Below are 16,110 nucleotides of genomic sequence, written 5' to 3' on the forward strand. Positions count from 1 at the left end.
CGGGGTGAATAGGGGATGGGTGAGGGAGGGATGGAGTAATGGAGTAAAGAAACCTCACCCCATCACCCCGTTACCCTATCACCCTACTCTCTCCTGATTCAGGGTGATGGAGGGGCTGGAGGGGCTTCTGCGATGGGTAGGCAGTTTTGGAGTTGCAGGATACCGGAAGTGACGATGCGATCGCTCGCCGTCAAACCTTCCAGCACCTCTTGGTCATTCCCCACAATTTTGCCGAGTTTAATGGGCTTTTGAGCCGCCACCAGCATTTCTGGATCGGGCTTCGGAGGTGGACCAAAACCTGAAGAAGCGGGTTCCTTACAGCCCGAATTTTTGAGGGGAACAGCAACGAAAATAAAATCTCGACCACCCAGGCGAGAAATGGCGCTCGTCGGCACCAACACCCCCGGTCGGGTTTCCCACACTACTCTGGCACGGATGAACTGAGAGGTGCGAAGTCCCACAGCGTTGGCAAAGACCGCCCTTGCTTCGACTGACTGAGTGGAGGCATCCACATTAGGGGCAATGAATGAAATTTGCCCAGTCTTTAATACCTGGTTCTTGTCATCCAGGAGCTTGACAGGGAGTCCGACGCGCAGGTCTGATGACCGCTCCAGGGGCACTTGGATGCGCACTTCCAGTTGGCGGTTCTGGGTTAGATTCAGCAGTTGAGTCGAAGAATTAACAAAGTCTCCCACTTTAACGGGAATATCACCCACGATGCCTGTAAACGGCGCGTTGATCGTGTAGTGCTGAAGCAGAGCCGTCCCTTCGGAAAGATTGGCCTGTGCCTGCTCCAGAGCCCGTTGATTGCTATTCACCGTTGCCCTGGCTTGATTGACTGCTGCTTGCTGCGCCTGGATATCCGCTTCCACCTGCCGCAACGTAGCCTGAGCGGTTCGCAATGCGTTCAGTTTTTGCTCAGCTAATTGACGGCTCTCCGCCCCCTGCCGGGCTAGTTCCTGGTATCGTTCATACTCCCACTCAGCCAGTTTCACATTGGATACCGCAGCGGCGCGACGGGCCTGTTCTGCCCTTAAGGTGTCCTGTTCATTGGCAACGGCTGCCCGTGCCGCATCTAAATTTGCAGCAGCCGTTTCTACCGCTGCCTGGCGGCTGGCAACCTGGGCTCGTTGCTCTCTGGCGTCAATTTGAAGGATGGGGTCGCCTGCCTGGACGCGATCGCCCGCCTTCACATAAATAGCCGTCACCTGTCCGGAGACTCGGGGTTTTAAAATCACCGATTGTCGGGAATCCAGACTGGCTGCATATTCAGAGCTTTCTTCAACCTTCGCCGATTTTGGATTGGAAAGGGGCACAGGAGTAGGCTCAAACTTCATTTGGCTGAAGGCAAGAATTGGAATTACCACCCGGTTAAATACAATCCAGCCAAGCCCTCCCAAGACCAGAAGCCCCACAATACCCGGCACCAGAAGACGACGCCAGCGAGGATTAGGAGACTTTTCAGGAGTTTCTTGAGGCTTTTGAGGAGACCGGACTTCCTCCTCCTCAGAAACAGACTGAACTGTCGGATTCAGGTCAATATTTTCGCCGCTCATGGGTTTCAGACTTTGTCTACACAGGGACTTGAAACGTTGCAAAAGGTAAAAATCAAATCGTCTAACAGCATCTCAAGTAGAAGTGCCTCGAACATGAAATTTCGTTAAAAGTTAAAGTGATCATCTGCTAGTACTTAAAAAATCAGCTAAAACTCAAAACTGACTTAAGAGAAAAATCTATTGAATGACCCTTTGGTTCTGCCCAAAAAAGGAAGTCTACCTGCTAACTCTCCAAAATCCAAACTACCGATAATCGACTAGCACAATGAATGACTGGTAGATCGACTGGTAGATCGCCCAAGCACGGCAACCATCCTCAGGGTATCCGGTGTTAGAAATGTCAGCAATGATAAAGATTTATGCCCAACTCTGCCTGATGACCATAAAGGTACAAGATTTTAGGTCCTTACGAGGGCTTAACTCAGTCGAATTGAGAAAATTGATATAACTCCTACTAATAGTGAAACACAATCTTTCTCAAGATACTATGAACCTCTGTAAATCAACTTCATCCTCTCGAATCACCTTATCGGGGGAATCGAGACTTTGTAAGTAGTTAGGTGCAATTAAATTAAGGATAGTTGCGGGGGTGGAGGGGGGGTGAACCCCCCCGCCTGGAAGCGCAGCCCCTACTCCCCACTTAACAATTATGATGACTACCTACTTAGAACCGATCCTTCATGCCCCGCAGACGGGTGAAGGTCTGGATCTCGTTTTCCGCCTGAACGACCGATCTCAACCCCAGATCATCCCAGCGCAGGAAGGGGTTAGTTCGCTTTTCTGTCCCCAGCATAGAAGGAACCGTTGCTTCTGAACGGTTGCGGGCGGCTTTTTACCTCAACAAACCGTTGTTGTAAATCAGCGTTGTTGCCATCCACACTAAGAGCAAATTCCAGATTCTTCAATGTGTACTCGTGGGCACACCAAACTCGTGTTGTATCTGGTAGGGCTCGCAATTTGCTGAGGGAACTGACCATTTGAGTCGGAGTCCCTTCAAATAATCGTCCGCAACCACCTGCAAATAGGGTATCGCCACAAAACAGATCGCCCATTTCATCAGGATGGTTGGGCGAAAAGTAGTAGGCAATGTGGGCACGGGTATGCCCCGGAACAAATAACACCTCGGCGGTGCGATCGCCAAAGGAGACGCGATCGCCTTCATGCAAAAACACTTGCTGCCCTGGAATTCTGCCCCGATCTTCCGCGCCACCATAGACCACAGCATCTGGAAAGCGTTGCAGAAGAGCGGTATTCGCTCCCACATGGTCTGCATGGTGATGGGTATTGAAGATGGCGACGAGCGTTGCTCCCAGTTCTTTTAAGCAATGCAAGACAGGAATTGCTTCTGCCGGGTCAATAACCGCTGCAATCCTTCGCTCCGGATCATGCAGCAAAAAAATGTAATTGTCTGATAAAGCGGGCAATCGATGAACCTGCATCGTCAGAAATCTCCCCTGGTTGGTGTCAATCGTTCTCTACTCAATAGCCTATAGCGATCCTTCTTGAAATTTGAACGGGGTGCAGGGGTTCCATCCCTGCATGGGGGCGTTTTCTTTGGGAATGTAAAAGTCCAGGGCAGAGTGGGAATACTCAATACTAAAGAAGGCATGTTGAGAAAGTAGGTTAGTTGCCAAAATGCGGGGCTTTCAGGGGAAGTCAAATTCAGCCATCAAACACCTGGTAGATCAGATCATTGCTTCCGGTCAAATGACGCGATCGCAGCACCTCAGCTTAACTTCAACGCTTCTTGCTGAAAAAAAGATTACGGACGAAGACCGCAATCAGATTAACCGGGTTTTCGATTATGTTCAGTCCGGTCGCCTCAAATTAATTGACTAAGCAGGATTAATTGACTAAGCAGGTAGTCATAATTAATTTGGTCAACGGGGGAGTGGAGGGGTTTCACCCCCTCCACTCCCGAAATTATCCTTAATTTAATTGCGCCTAGCTACTTAACAGTTCTAGTCAATGGTTTCCGAAAGCTTCACAACACCGCAAGTGGCTTCAGTCAACAACCGTTCAGGCTGGCGATCGCTCTTTCTGTGACAGCATTCCTTAAAAAACCTGACTTCAACATTTCGATAAGTTTTTTAACAGGCATAAGAAATGTCGAGCGTTTTGGTGGTCTTTTGCTAAATTAAAACATCCTGTACAGGACGTCAGGGGATTACATCTACCCACGGCTTTGAGTTGTGGCTTCAAAGTAAATTGCATCTTCTATACTTCTTGTGTGTCTTCAAAATCCTTAACGAGCGTTTATGTCCCAGGATGCTAGCACCAGTCTCTTAAAACCGTCGCAGGATGCGCCCTCTGATTCCCTATTGGGAGAAGCTTATGACGTCGGTGCAATGAGCCAGTCAGGGGGGCTTTCGGTCGAGTCCTACGCCGATCGCCTGATGGATGACCTCTTCGAAGATGTAGAGGAAATGCTGAGGAATGGACTGAAGCCTCCATCCGAGCCTGAATTGCCAGAAGCATCCGCTTCTCGATCACCCACTTCTACCCTGGGGTTACAGCTTGCAGAACAATTTCGTAAGCTAGAAAACTCAGTGTCAGACTCACATTCCGATTCACTGCCGGACGAATTCGGTCAGCAGGCAACAAACTCCGTACCTCCAAAGGCAATCAGTTCAGGCAAGGAATCGGATCCGCCTCCTCGTTCCTATGACCGTCTGCTACTGGCAGTTGGATGCGTATCACTTTTGACAACGCTGGCACTGTGGTTGCTGGTTCAGGAGGCAAACCGCCAAGCCCCGGTGGTTTCCCCACCGGCCCAAACCACTGCCAGTGTCAGTATCGATGCTGATGCCCAATTTGCGGAGTATATGCAGCGATCGCTACAAAACATTGACCAGAAAACGCAACCTCCAGGTTCTCCCACGCCACAGATTGCCGCACCGCTGAATCCAGGCCTGCCAACGGTAACGGTTCCAGGGAATGTGTCGCCCGGTGGTCTGGTTGGAAGCCATTCAACACCCACAACTGCGAATCGCACCTCCCCAGGTTTAGACCGGGTTTATGGCTCAGTCTATAATCTGCCTCAAAGCCTGTATCCCACAAAAAGTTTCTCCTCGGCCCCAAGTGTAGCTCCCTTACCCAGCCTGCCTTCCAGAACGGCGACAGCCCCAATCAGCCCCCCCCTTCCACTCCAGGCTCCCGGTGTGGCCCGCACTCTAGTGGGAGTGGTGGATTTGGGTGAACAGTCCGCCATTCTAGTTGAAGTCAATGGAGTGGCTCAGCGATTTCGCCTGGGTGAAAGTATCGGCTCCAGTGGTTGGACCCTGGTTGAAGTGTCTAAAAATCAGGCAATCATTCGGCGCAATGGAGAAGTGCGATCGGTCTTCATCGGTCAAAGCTTTTAAAAGCTGTTAGTTTTTAGTTGTTAGTTGTTAGTTAAGTGAGGGTGGATGGGTGGATAAGTGGATGGGTGATGGAGTAATGGAGTGATGCAGGAAAGAGACCCCACCTTATTACCCTGTTACCCTATTACCCTATCACCCCATCCCCTCCTCCCCCTCACACCTGACACCTCTCTCCCCTCTAACAACCAACAATTAAGAACTTAAACCACTGTTGGGAGTAGCTTCATGGGTCTATTCGATGATTTCAGCCGATTTCTAGAAGATCGACTCGATGAATATTTGCGTAATAATCCGCATCTGGAACTGATGGTTCTGGAAGAAAAGCTGCGGGAGCAGGAGGAAGAAACCCTCAACCTGATGACCGGCTTGAGGCGTCAGGAGAAGCAACTCCAGGATGAAATTTTGGGTTTAGCGCGAGAAATTCAACTCTGGCATGCCCGGATTGAGAAGGCAAAGGCTGCTAATCGACTTGATCTGGCAGAACCAGCGGAAGCCCATGAAGCCAGCTTATTGCGGCAGGGCAACCAGAAATGGGGGCAGATGGAGGTCTTGAAGGAGCGGATTCAGCAGACCCAGGAGTTACAGAAGAAAATTGAAGCCCGCCGTAAGGAGGTTCAGGCAAAGGTTTCTGAAGCTCAGGCGACTCGCACTACCACCAGACCTGCCGAAAGTGTAGGCACCTCTGGTTGGAATCAAACACCAACGATAGGCAGTAATGTCGATGCTCTGGAAAAACAGTTCAGACGCTGGGAGGCGGAAGAGGAGTTGGAACAGCTCAAACGCAATTTGGGACGGTCGTGACAATGGCGTTGCTGAAAAGCAGTATGAATCGAAACGAAGTTTCGAGCATACAGCGCCTATTTCATACCTAATTCAGCAATAGTGGAGGCTGACAGAAATAAGCCGCCATTTTTGGAGTGATAGGGTGATGGAGTACCCAGCCCATCACTTTATCGCTCCATTACTCCGTCACTCCTCCCCAATACTGGTGGAAATCTTCTGCCATGAAGTACTACATGAAGTACTAGTAGTCTGCCAAGCAGATTTTGAAGGGTTGCAAACCCTTCAAAACCTCCTAAATTGGTTTTTCCAGGTTTAGATAACCAGGCAAAGTTCCTTTGGTGAACCACTAGGGACTGGAGGCTAGGCATCTGGTATTGGGATGACTCAGAACTCAAAATTCAAAATTCTCTACCCATCCACTACTTTCCCAAGGAGTTCTAACAAGTCGGCTTCAGTCAGTTGTGGCACTCCTAGGGTCTGTGCTTTCGCCAGTTTGGAACCGGCCTCTTCTCCAACTACCAGGTAATCTGTTTTTTTGCTGATGGAATCTGTGACTTTGCCGCCCGCCGTCTGAATCAAGGCTTTTGCTTCATCCCGCTTTAAGTTTGGCAAGGTTCCGGTGATGACAAAGGTTTTGCCTGCTAGCGGTTGTTCGGCTTGGGTAGCTGATGGTTTGGATTGACCAGTTAGTTGCAATCCAGCGGCTCTCAGGCGGTGGATCAATTCCTGGTTGGCTGGATTTTGAAACCACGCATGAACTGATTGGGCAATTTCGTTGCCGATCCCGTAGACCGAGGCAATGATTTCAATATTGGCCTGTTCCAATGCTTCCACACTGGGGAATTGTTCGGCTAAGGTTTGAGCATTAACACTACCCACATGTCGAATGCCCAAACCATAGAGGACACGGGGCCACGGTTGAGACTTAGAGTGTTCGATCGCCTTCACCAAATTCTGGGCAGATTTTTGCCCCATCCGCTCCAGGGTCAACAATTGTTCAACGGTGAGGTCGTACAGGTCAGCAATGGAGTGTACCAGGTTGTGATCGACGAGTTGAATGACCCACTTTTCGCCCAGACCCGCAATATCTAACGCATCTCTTGAGGCCCAATGTTCCAGCCCCTTGCGCAAAATGGCGGGACAGGAAGCATTAATGCAGCGGGTCACGGCTTCATCTTCAGGCTTGACCAGAGGTTGACCACACTCAGGACAGTGGGTAGGCATTTCAAACGGTTGAGTTCCGGGGGGGCGGAGTTCATACAGGACTCGCACCACTTCAGGAATGATTTCGCCTGCTTTGCGGACGATGACAGTATCACCAACCCGGATATCCAGTTCAGAGATGCGATCGCGATTGTGTAACGTAGCCCTTGAAACCGTCGTTCCGGCTAACTGAACGGGGCGCATTTCTGCTAACGGGGTCACGGCACCTGTGCGGCCCACATTGACGTTGATTCGTTCCACAACCGTGGGGGCTTCCTCTGCCGGATATTTGAGCGCGATCGCCCAGCGGGGAAACTTTTGCGTGAAACCCAACCTTTCCTGTAACGCCAGAGAATTGATTTTCACCACAACGCCATCAGTCATGTAGGACAGATTGTGGCGCTCGGTGAACCAGTGATCGCAATACTCCTGAACTTCCTGCAAATTAGAACAGCATTTTCGCTCCGGGTTTACCTTAAACCCCATTGCTCTCAAAAGCTCCAGGCAGTCCCATTGGGTGTGGGGAACGGGAAATTGGGTGTCAGGAGTGGGAATGTGTTCCGATTGGATCTCTGCCTGGTTCGCTAACAAATCAAGCTGAACTTCTCCATCGCCAATTTCTACCTGATGGCTTCCTGCCACCGGAATATGGAGAGTATAAGCAAAAAAATCAAGCTTTCGCTTCGCCACAATGCGGGAGTCTAGCTGACGCAAAGTTCCAGCCGCTGCATTGCGCGGGTTGGCAAACAGGGGTTCGCCAGATTGCTCTCGTTCGTGATTGATTTTCTGAAACGAATTCAGGGGCAAGAAAGCTTCTCCACGGACCTCCATCAGTGGCGGAGGATTTTCCAGATTCAATCGCAGCGGAATAGAATAGATGGTTTTGACATTCTGGGTAATGTCTTCCCCTTCAATACCATCCCCCCGCGTTGCCCCCCGCACCAGCAAGCCATTCTCATAGGTCAGTGCCAGAGCAGAGCCATCAATCTTGAGTTCGCACACATATTCAAATGCTTCGACATCCGGAGCGATCCTGCGCCAGCGTTCTTCCCACCTGACCAGATCATCCTTACCAAACGCATTTTCTAAGCTGTAAAGAGGGATGTTGTGCCTGACGGAGTGAAACTGGCTGGCAGGTTTTTCTCCGACTCGTTGGGTGGGACTATCTGGTGTAATCAGTTCGGGAAAGCGAGTTTCGAGATCCAGCAGTTCGTGGTAGAGCTGGTCATAAACTGGGTCCTCCATAATTGGATCATCGAGGACATAGTAGGCATAGCTCGCCTTTTGCAGGAGTTGACGCAGCTCCTTTATCCGTTTCTGTATCTCTGGTGTCACTTCCTGAATCGCATCCATGTCCAAATTAGCCAACAAAACTCAGATTTAGTGTAGCGATTGAGAAGACCAATAGGGAGTGAAGAGGTTTTCAATTCTAGTAAGCAGGTAGTCATCCTTAATTTGTAAGGGGGGGGGTTGGGGCTGCACCTCAAGGCAGGGGTTTTCACCCCCTCCACCCCCGAATCTATCTTCAATTTAATTTTGTCCAGTTACTTAGTTCTGAGTTATCCCAATACCAGTTCCCTAGCCCCAGTCCCCCAGTCCCCAGTCTCTGCCTCCTGCCGCCGCCGCCCTTCCCTTTGCCCCAAAACTCAAAAGATCGGGTATCCTGCCATGTAGTGAACTACCCTCTTGAATGTCGAGTCTGTAATGAAAGTCTGGATTACGTGTTTTGTTGCACTGTTTGGCGCAGCGGAGTTGCTGCAATGGTTCCAACAGTTTTCCCTACCCCTGCCTGTATTTGTTGTCGGTGGGGTGTTTCTGGCGATCGCGTCCAACTATGACAAACTCCCCAATTTCCCCTTTCATTCAGATGACGACGAACCTGAGGTTTTGCAAAACCCCTACCCTCCAGCTCAGCTAACACAGTCTAGTCAACCTGCTAGTCAACCTGTGAGTTCCCCGAAACGATGGGAACGCTCTGTTTCGTTTGAAATTCGCAAACCCTTTCAGCCAGGAGACTAAAAGTTCCATGTTTCCTAGAAATGGCAGAGTGGGTTGCGGGCATCTTTTTCAGCGATCGCTAAAGCCGGATATTCCTGGCATTTATAAACCGGCAGATAAGGAAAGATCGCTTCAAAGCTTGGTTTGAGATTGCTGTAAGTCAAATTCCTTTCAGTCGAATATTTTGCAATAAGTGAATCACCCGGTTTGATTTGATTCGCTTGAGCAAAATATTGTTTAGCTTCATTCGGCTTACCCCAAAGAAGATAGACGAAGCCTAAACTTCTCAAGGCATCAAAATTACTCTTATTCACTTTGACAACTTTTTCAAAATGTCCAATGGCATCCTGGTAGTTTCCTCCTATAGCACTCGATGAACCTTGGTTGTAGATAAGGTTAGCTGAATCTGGTTTTATATCTGTGATCACATCAAAAATAGCCTTTGCTTTGGAAAAATCCTCTTCTTGTGAGAAATAAGCCAGCTTCACTAGGATAGGAATATCCGCTTCCCTAATCTCTTCTCTTTTCTTTAGATAGTGATCAATCGCAGCCTTGTAAGATGCTTCAGCATTATCAGAGTCTTCTAACAGATCTTGCGCAAGTCCCCTGTAGAATAAAGCTTCTGCATCATTTTCTTTGATTTTAGTTGCAGCTGTAAAATCACTCAGCGCTGACTTTAAATTACTTTCTGCATCATTTTGGTTATTTAACCGGGACGCATGATTCCAAAGTAACAGGGATGCTTTCCCTCGGTTTTTGAGAGATTCATACCGATCAGGCTGTCTATTGAGCATGCTTGTGCAGGCTTCTATCACCTGATTAGAATCAATGATCAGTTGCTGACTTGTCAGACTATTTACTAGATTACTGTTGCCGGTGTTATTGGGACCTAGCTTCAAGGTAATTTTCTCATCACATTGATCAATCTGTTGTGCAATGATCTGCCGATTGTTCAGGAATTTCTGTAAGTTCCAGGCACTCAAAACGCCAACCAATGCGCCAGTTAAAACTAGCCCTGTTCCACCCCAGGCAATGAGGCGCCTGTTCGCCTGCCAGAAAGGGGAGGTAGTAGGGCTAGCAACAGGAGAGTTCTCTCCTAAGGCACGCAGATCGGCGAGAACTTTAGAGACTCCGGCATATCGCTGATCAGGGCGATGCCGGATCATTTTAGAGAGGATTTCTGCCAGGCGATCGCTGATCTGTGGCATAGGAATATCTGGAATAATTTTGTAAAGCCAGATGGTTTCATTCGTTGTTCTATCAATCCTGAGATCGTGGGGTTGAATGCCAGTGAGTGCCTGAATGCCAATCATGCCCACATCATAAATGTCCTGGCTGAAACCATCCAATTCTTCTGGTTCGTCAGGAGAGTTGGACAGAGTAATAGACTGTGGTGAAGAAGACTGATCAGATGCGGCGGAATAATTCACTCCCTTCAGACAGGCAAAATCAATCAGGACAATTTTTCCGTCCTGTTTTCTCCGTCTTAAATTGGAGGGCTTAATATTCAGATGAGATAGGTTTTGGCGATGAACGAACTCTAAGATTTCAAGAATTTCAATCAACAATTGAATGACTTTTGATTCATTCCAACGAATGGCCTTTAGCTCATCCGCTAAATTATTTGGTTTGAGCTCTGGATCTAAAGCTTTAATCGCCTTATCCAGGTTTTCCCCTTCAATGAATTCCTGGGTGATGTAAAATTTTTCATTCTCTTTAAGGAAGTTTAGAAGTGCTGGAATTTGCTTATGCCCTCTCAATTTTTCCAGATTTCTGAATGTCTCATCTAGAGAATTACGTGTTTTCCTGACAGTATCCGCATCATCGGATACAGGTGTGAACTCTTTCAAAATACACTGATCTTTGTTGGGGAGATGGGTATCAATGACCAGATAGGTTTGGACATCTCCTTTCTCACTGAGCTTCTCAATTTCCCGGTATCGTCCACAAATATTCCGTCGTTCGCTCGCCAGTTTGATCTCCTGTTCAACCCATGCCTCGTCAAAAACGCATCTGTAAAATTGATTAGTAATTTTACCTCCTGCAACCAAACCCAGGCTTTCCAGGAATTCGAGGTGTAAGCGGTTGACATCGTTGATTTCTTCTTGATTCCAAATCCTCTGATAGAGTGTGAGCAGTTCACTGCTTTTCTCATCCTCTCCTCGAATTGAATTGCGAATGTGCCTTAAAAGTTCTGCGGCAGGTTGGTTTTCCCAGTCCTGGATCAGGTGAGTTTGGATGAGATGCTCGATTTCTTCAGCCTCCTGGCCTTCAGGAATGGGGGCATCTGTTCTTTCCTCAATCAATAGTTGACAAATCTGTTCTGTGAGCGATGGTTCAGGACCGGCCCAGCGAATCACTGCCTGGATGACCAGGGAGAGGTGGTTAGTAATCTTCTGTAGCTCAGGCAGGTACTGTTTGAGAATAGCTGCCACTTCAGGCTTTGCTTTGGATAGTTGTTCAAACGTCTGGCTGGCTTCTAAAAACTGGTTGTCTTCCTCACTCAGTTGTTTCCCTTTTGCCCACTCCAGGGCATCTTGAAGTGCTCTACCATGCAGTAGACGGGATTCATCACTCCGATTTGAGCTGGACCATGCCTTAATTTGTTCTCGATAGGGGCGGAGATTGGCCAGTTCTTTCTGAACCCAGCGTTCGTTAAATACTTCTTGATAGATTCGGTTATAGACTTTTAACACTCCGTCTTGCTTTACGACTAAGCCCGATAGTCTCAGGTCTTCTTGTTCAGGACTGTTATCAGTGGATATTTTTCCGTGCTGCAAAATCTTTTGATAGGCGCTTAATAGATGGCTGGCGTGCTGCTCATCCTTGACATTCATGATGTTGTCTTGCTTCACATTACGAATGATGCGATCGCGAATCGTCCGCAAGTGCTGGGGTTCATCATTTTCTTCCCAATTGTGAATAATATTGAATTTTACTAGTTGTTCAATCACTGAAGATTCTTGACCTGTGGGAATGGATACTTGATTGTCCAGAATGAGTTGACACAATTTTTGGGTGAGAAAGGGTTGTCCTCCCGTCCAGTCCAAAATGGCTTCCAGAACCGCTTGTGGATTTTCAACTGGACAGTTTTCAAGTCCTTTTGTCAGGGGATGGACTTCTGACAGACGAAAACCATACAGGGAGATTGCCCGCCCCAGGTTAAAGGGAGTGCGATCGCGGTCTGCAATTAAGTCAGAGGGAGTGGCGGTTCCAATCAGAACAAAGGTCAGGCGCTGGTATTCCGGTTTGTGGGTGCGCTGAATACAACAACCCCGAATAAATGCAAAAAAGTCATCTGCTCGAAACTTTTTCAGACTTAAGACGGTATCAATTTCATCAATCACAACAATGTAACGTTTGGGTGTTTCCCTGACCAGCAAAAAAGTTTCAATGAACTTGGTCATTCGATTTAAGGGAGTCACTCCCTCATGGGTTTTCCACCAGGATGCGGCATCCACATCGAGTTGGAAACTATCGGCTAAATTACTGAGCAGGGTGGTACACCACTGGTCAAGAGAAACATCTTCGGTTCCCACCAGGGTTAGGTCGATGTAGGCAAAGGTAAATCCCTCGGCTTCCAGTTTCTTGCGGGTTCGAACGACCAGACTCGATTTACCCATCTGGCGAGAGTTTAAGACGTAGCAATATTCTCCCGCCTCCAATGCGTTATACAGGTCTTTATCGGCTTGGCGTTCTACATAGGTGAGGTTATCTTCGCTGAGGGGACCTCCCACCTGGTAGCTGTACTGCTGTGTGCGATCCGTCATGGGTGTTACCTCCCTGTAGAACTCGGATGATTTGTTTGCAGACAATTCAGTGGCTGAGGTGATTGCAAAAGAACTCACCATAAAGGCGGCAACGAGGTTTTGCCAGGTTTTCACCCGCAGCAGATGGTTCAATCCGAATCAACCCCATGCTGTCCAGTTTGAATGCCTGCACTGATTTGAGGGGGACAGGTTTAGCTGCCATGACAATCTCCCTGTACAAATCTTCTAATTCTGGCGTTCGCTCTAAGCCAATTGCGAGTTGACGTAGATGATCGGCGTAAATTCCAACTTCAGTATGGGCTGTCTTCAGAATTTGGTCTAATAAGATATTCTGGCACCCAGCTTTGGCGATCGCTAGATGCACCAGGTAGGGATGTCCTCCAACCAGGTTCATCAGTTGATGAATTTCCGTCTCAGTCCAGGACAGTTGGTAGCGCTGGGCTAATTCCTGGACCTGTTTTTCATCAAACTCTGATAGCTTAAAATCAATACCAACCGAGCCCAGGGGAGAGTAGTTGATATCTAAAGAACCGTAAACTTCAGTGGAATGAATGATTACCAGACGAAGTTTACGCCAGATTTGTCTGTTGTGGGCACTCCCTTTAATCGGTTGCTCATACCAGCCGCGCAGCAACTCACAAAAAGCATTTGCAATGTTTGTGCATTCAAAGACGCGATCGACTTTATCAAGTACCAGAATCAGAGATTGCTGAGCATCGGCTATCTGCTTCAATAAATATTTTTGAAAGTAATTCGTAATATCCCCATTGGGAGTTAATCCTTTCCAGTAAGTATCTAATTGCACAGGGAAGTCTAATCCTTCACTCGCAGCCGCACAGAACCACTGGTAAAAATCTTTTACACTGGTCAGCACATGACGGTCGATTTCCAGATCTAATCGACGGTAACTTTCGTCTTTGCTGAATTGAGACAACACCTTTTCAATAAACCAGGTTTTACCCATCAGTTGAGGTGCTTTAATCCGAACCATCCCGCCTGGTTGCAAAAGGGCGTTGTAACATTGCTCCTCAGCATCTGAACGATTGACGTAAAAGGCTTCAATGGGTGAAAGTTCGGGTTCCGCACTCAGTTCCAGGGATGCTCCAGTTGCCTTTGCTACTTTGCGATTTCCCCACTCGAATGGATCGACGATTTCTTCCGGTTCCATTTCCAGGGCTTTTGCGATCGCCTCAATTGTCACTTCACTGACTTTTTCGCCACCAAAGAGACGCCTGATCGTAATCGGTGCTACATGAGCAGCATCCGCAAGCTCATCATGAGTCATATCTTTTTCTTTCTTTCTAGCCTTAGCTCGTCCAAGCCCCTCAGGCGTAGCTGAAATACTCCAATAACTCATAAGCACCCCATATTTGGTTGCTGCTGTCCCTAGAGTGAATGGCTAACGGATCTAATTACATCCAGGCTTGAGCGGCTTATGCAGTTCAGCTTTCCACTCCCCCAACCTCATGCTGCTGAACTTACGCTGTGGTCTACTATAGCAGTCCTGAATCAGTCGTGAGATTGAGAGGCTTTGTGGGAAAGGATTCCTGCGAAATCCTTTCTCCCAATCCAAATAGGATCGCTATAGAAGTTTTGTCAGTCAAACCACACTGTAGTCACTACATAAATAGTTTTCAATAGCAAACACGGCAATTCCCGAACTTTTCTGCACTTTCCTGTAAGTAGGTAGTCATCATTAATTTGTAAAGGGGGGAGTGGGGGCTGCGCCCCCAGGCAGGGGGTTTCACCCCCTCCACCCCCGAAATTATCCTTAATTTAATTGCGCCTAGCTGCTTAATAATCTGAACTCCTGATAAATTGCTCATTCGCGCCCTGTCAATCTGAGCAGTTTTCTCGATCAATCTGAGCCTATTTGAGTCTGGTATCTCCTGCTTCCATCAACCATGATGAGGTTACGAAGGATGGAAACAAAGCAATGATCAGGAGCACAGAACAATGGAAAACCAGATGAATGAACCCAGCGACTTTCAAGAACTGGTCGATCAACAATTCCAATACGGGCATTCAAACCAAAATACTCAAGCGTTGCTCACGGCTGATCTGAGATATTTGTTGGCAATGCAGCGGTACGATCAAAAGCAATTGCCAGCAGCGATCGCACTCTTCCAGCAGTGCCAGAGTACCTACCAGCAACTCAAAGAACCCCGTTCACAGGCGGATGCTTCCTACAACCTGGGAATGTGCCATGAAGCGCTTCAGCAATACAAAGAGGCGATCGGCTGCTATCAGATGGCGTTGGCTCTCTACCAGGAAATTGCAGATAGTTACTGGCAAACCAGGGCACTGCTGGCATTAGGAAAAATGTACGACCACCTGGGGCAGACCTCCCAGGCCGACCAGTACTATCCGAAGGCGCTATCTCCAATTTTTCAATTATTTCCTAAAAACCAGGCGATGTTTTAGAGCCATGAATGGAATTTTGTAGGGATGTTCTATGGAATATCCCTGCAAACGAAAACATTCGTAATCATGTGACACAAACTGCTTCCAACCCTGGTTGCAGCAAATTCAACCTGTCAACTTTCAAAATTCATCGTTTTCTAAAAGGAGCTATCCGATGTCATCCCCAACGCTATTACTGGTTAATGAAAAGCCAATTGATTTGAATCAGGCCATTGATTACTTACAAATGGCTGGTACATTTCAGGAGTTTTTACTGGATATTTTGTGCCAGCATGCTCTGACAGAGGCAGTGCGATCGCAAAGCGACTCTTCTGAGGCGTCACAAAGCTTCAATCTCCCAGCAGAAACGATTGAGCAATCCCTGATCGACTTTCGCACTGAGAATGAGTTGGCTGATGCTGATGACTTTCAGGACTGGCTGGCAAGCAATGGAGTGACCTACGAAACCTTCCGCCAGCAGTTTGTTTGGAATCTGACACTGAACCATCTGAAGAATCAGATCAGCCAACCTCAATTAACTGAATACTTTCAGAAGCGCAAACCCTTTCTGGATCAGGTAGTTCTCTCCTGGATCGGCGTCGAAACCGAAAACCGGGCCAAAAACTTACGTCGGAAATTGAATTGGGGAACTAAATTTGACCACCTGATTGCAACTCAGATGAATTCCAATAATAACGATGACAATGGGTTGGCAATTCCGCTTAGCCAGGGAGAACTGCCGGATGAGTTGCGAGATGCAATTGAGGCAACCCAACCTGGAGAGGTGATTGGACCGTTGTTGATTGGCGATCGCTGGTATGTCTTTCGGGTAGAAGCCTTGCAACCTGCCGAACTGGATGAAGCACTGGAAGCCCAACTCAAAGATGAACTCTTCGAGCAATGGCTTATCGAGAAAGTACAGCAAATGGATGTGACATTACAGCTTACTAACCAGAGCACTTTATAGTGAACATCCCTTTTCTCATCCACCCATCCACCCATCCACTCATTCAAATTTGTTCACTATTGGCCACT

General features: G+C 47.9%; 12 protein-coding genes. 6 read left to right on the plus strand and 6 right to left on the minus strand.

Annotation, left to right across the window (positions count from 1 at the left end):
* Positions 1-98: 98 nt before the first annotated feature.
* The 3 genes from P4D80_RS06050 to gloB all read right to left on the minus strand — a co-directional run bounded on the left by P4D80_RS06050 (position 99) and on the right by gloB (position 2,995).
* Positions 99-1,556, minus strand: coding sequence for an efflux RND transporter periplasmic adaptor subunit (locus tag P4D80_RS06050; RefSeq protein ID WP_421658051.1), 1,458 nt, complete (start codon positions 1,554-1,556; stop codon positions 99-101).
* A gap of 664 nt (positions 1,557-2,220) precedes the next feature.
* Positions 2,221-2,349, minus strand: coding sequence for a hydroxyacylglutathione hydrolase C-terminal domain-containing protein (locus tag P4D80_RS06055; protein WP_421658052.1), 129 nt, complete (start codon positions 2,347-2,349; stop codon positions 2,221-2,223).
* Positions 2,324-2,995 carry a hydroxyacylglutathione hydrolase gene (gene gloB, locus P4D80_RS06060; RefSeq protein WP_421658053.1) on the minus strand — a complete coding sequence of 224 codons (672 nt, stop codon included), beginning with the start codon at positions 2,993-2,995 and terminating at the stop codon, positions 2,324-2,326. Before gloB ends, P4D80_RS06055 begins: the two co-directional genes overlap by 26 nt.
* A gap of 196 nt (positions 2,996-3,191) precedes the next feature.
* On the opposite strand from gloB, the gene P4D80_RS06065 reads away from it, so the two are divergent.
* The 3 genes from P4D80_RS06065 (at position 3,192) to P4D80_RS06075 (ending at position 5,719) form a co-directional block, all read left to right on the plus strand.
* A complete protein-coding gene (locus P4D80_RS06065; RefSeq protein ID WP_421658054.1) occupies positions 3,192-3,395 on the plus strand; it encodes a hypothetical protein in 204 nt (67 codons plus the stop codon).
* Positions 3,396-3,814: 419 nt separating this feature from the next.
* Complete coding sequence (locus P4D80_RS06070) at positions 3,815-4,918, plus strand: hypothetical protein (protein ID WP_421658055.1); 1,104 nt, start codon at positions 3,815-3,817, stop codon at positions 4,916-4,918.
* A 225-nt stretch (positions 4,919-5,143) separates the two neighbouring features.
* A complete protein-coding gene (locus tag P4D80_RS06075; protein WP_421658056.1) occupies positions 5,144-5,719 on the plus strand; it encodes a TIGR04376 family protein in 576 nt (191 codons plus the stop codon).
* Positions 5,720-6,109: 390 nt separating this feature from the next.
* Here the strand turns inward: P4D80_RS06075 and ligA are convergent, their stop codons facing one another.
* Positions 6,110-8,257 carry an NAD-dependent DNA ligase LigA gene (ligA, locus tag P4D80_RS06080; protein ID WP_421659492.1) on the minus strand — a complete coding sequence of 716 codons (2,148 nt, stop codon included), beginning with the start codon at positions 8,255-8,257 and terminating at the stop codon, positions 6,110-6,112.
* 351 nt (positions 8,258-8,608) lie between these two features.
* Here ligA and P4D80_RS06085 point away from each other — a divergent pair, with 351 nt between their 5' ends.
* A complete protein-coding gene (locus tag P4D80_RS06085) occupies positions 8,609-8,923 on the plus strand; it encodes a hypothetical protein (RefSeq protein WP_421658057.1) in 315 nt (104 codons plus the stop codon).
* A 14-nt stretch (positions 8,924-8,937) separates the two neighbouring features.
* Here the strand turns inward: P4D80_RS06085 and P4D80_RS06090 are convergent, their stop codons facing one another.
* Both P4D80_RS06090 and P4D80_RS06095 read right to left on the minus strand, forming a co-directional pair.
* Entirely contained in the window at positions 8,938-12,672 is a 3,735-nt protein-coding gene (locus tag P4D80_RS06090) for an AAA-like domain-containing protein (RefSeq protein WP_421658059.1), read from the minus strand.
* Positions 12,673-12,718: 46 nt separating this feature from the next.
* On the minus strand, positions 12,719-14,029 hold the full coding sequence (locus P4D80_RS06095; RefSeq protein ID WP_421658060.1) for an AAA-like domain-containing protein: 1,311 nt from the start codon (positions 14,027-14,029) through the stop codon (positions 12,719-12,721).
* 599 nt (positions 14,030-14,628) lie between these two features.
* Here P4D80_RS06095 and P4D80_RS06100 point away from each other — a divergent pair.
* Positions 14,629-15,096 carry a tetratricopeptide repeat protein gene (locus P4D80_RS06100; RefSeq protein WP_421658061.1) on the plus strand — a complete coding sequence of 156 codons (468 nt, stop codon included), beginning with the start codon at positions 14,629-14,631 and terminating at the stop codon, positions 15,094-15,096.
* Between the two features lie 154 nt (positions 15,097-15,250).
* A complete protein-coding gene (locus P4D80_RS06105; protein ID WP_421658062.1) occupies positions 15,251-16,042 on the plus strand; it encodes a peptidylprolyl isomerase in 792 nt (263 codons plus the stop codon).
* The last annotated feature ends 68 nt before the right edge of the window (positions 16,043-16,110 follow it).

The organism is Leptothermofonsia sp. ETS-13, from assembly GCF_049200465.1.
Lineage (GTDB): Bacteria > Cyanobacteriota > Cyanobacteriia > Leptolyngbyales > Leptolyngbyaceae > Leptothermofonsia.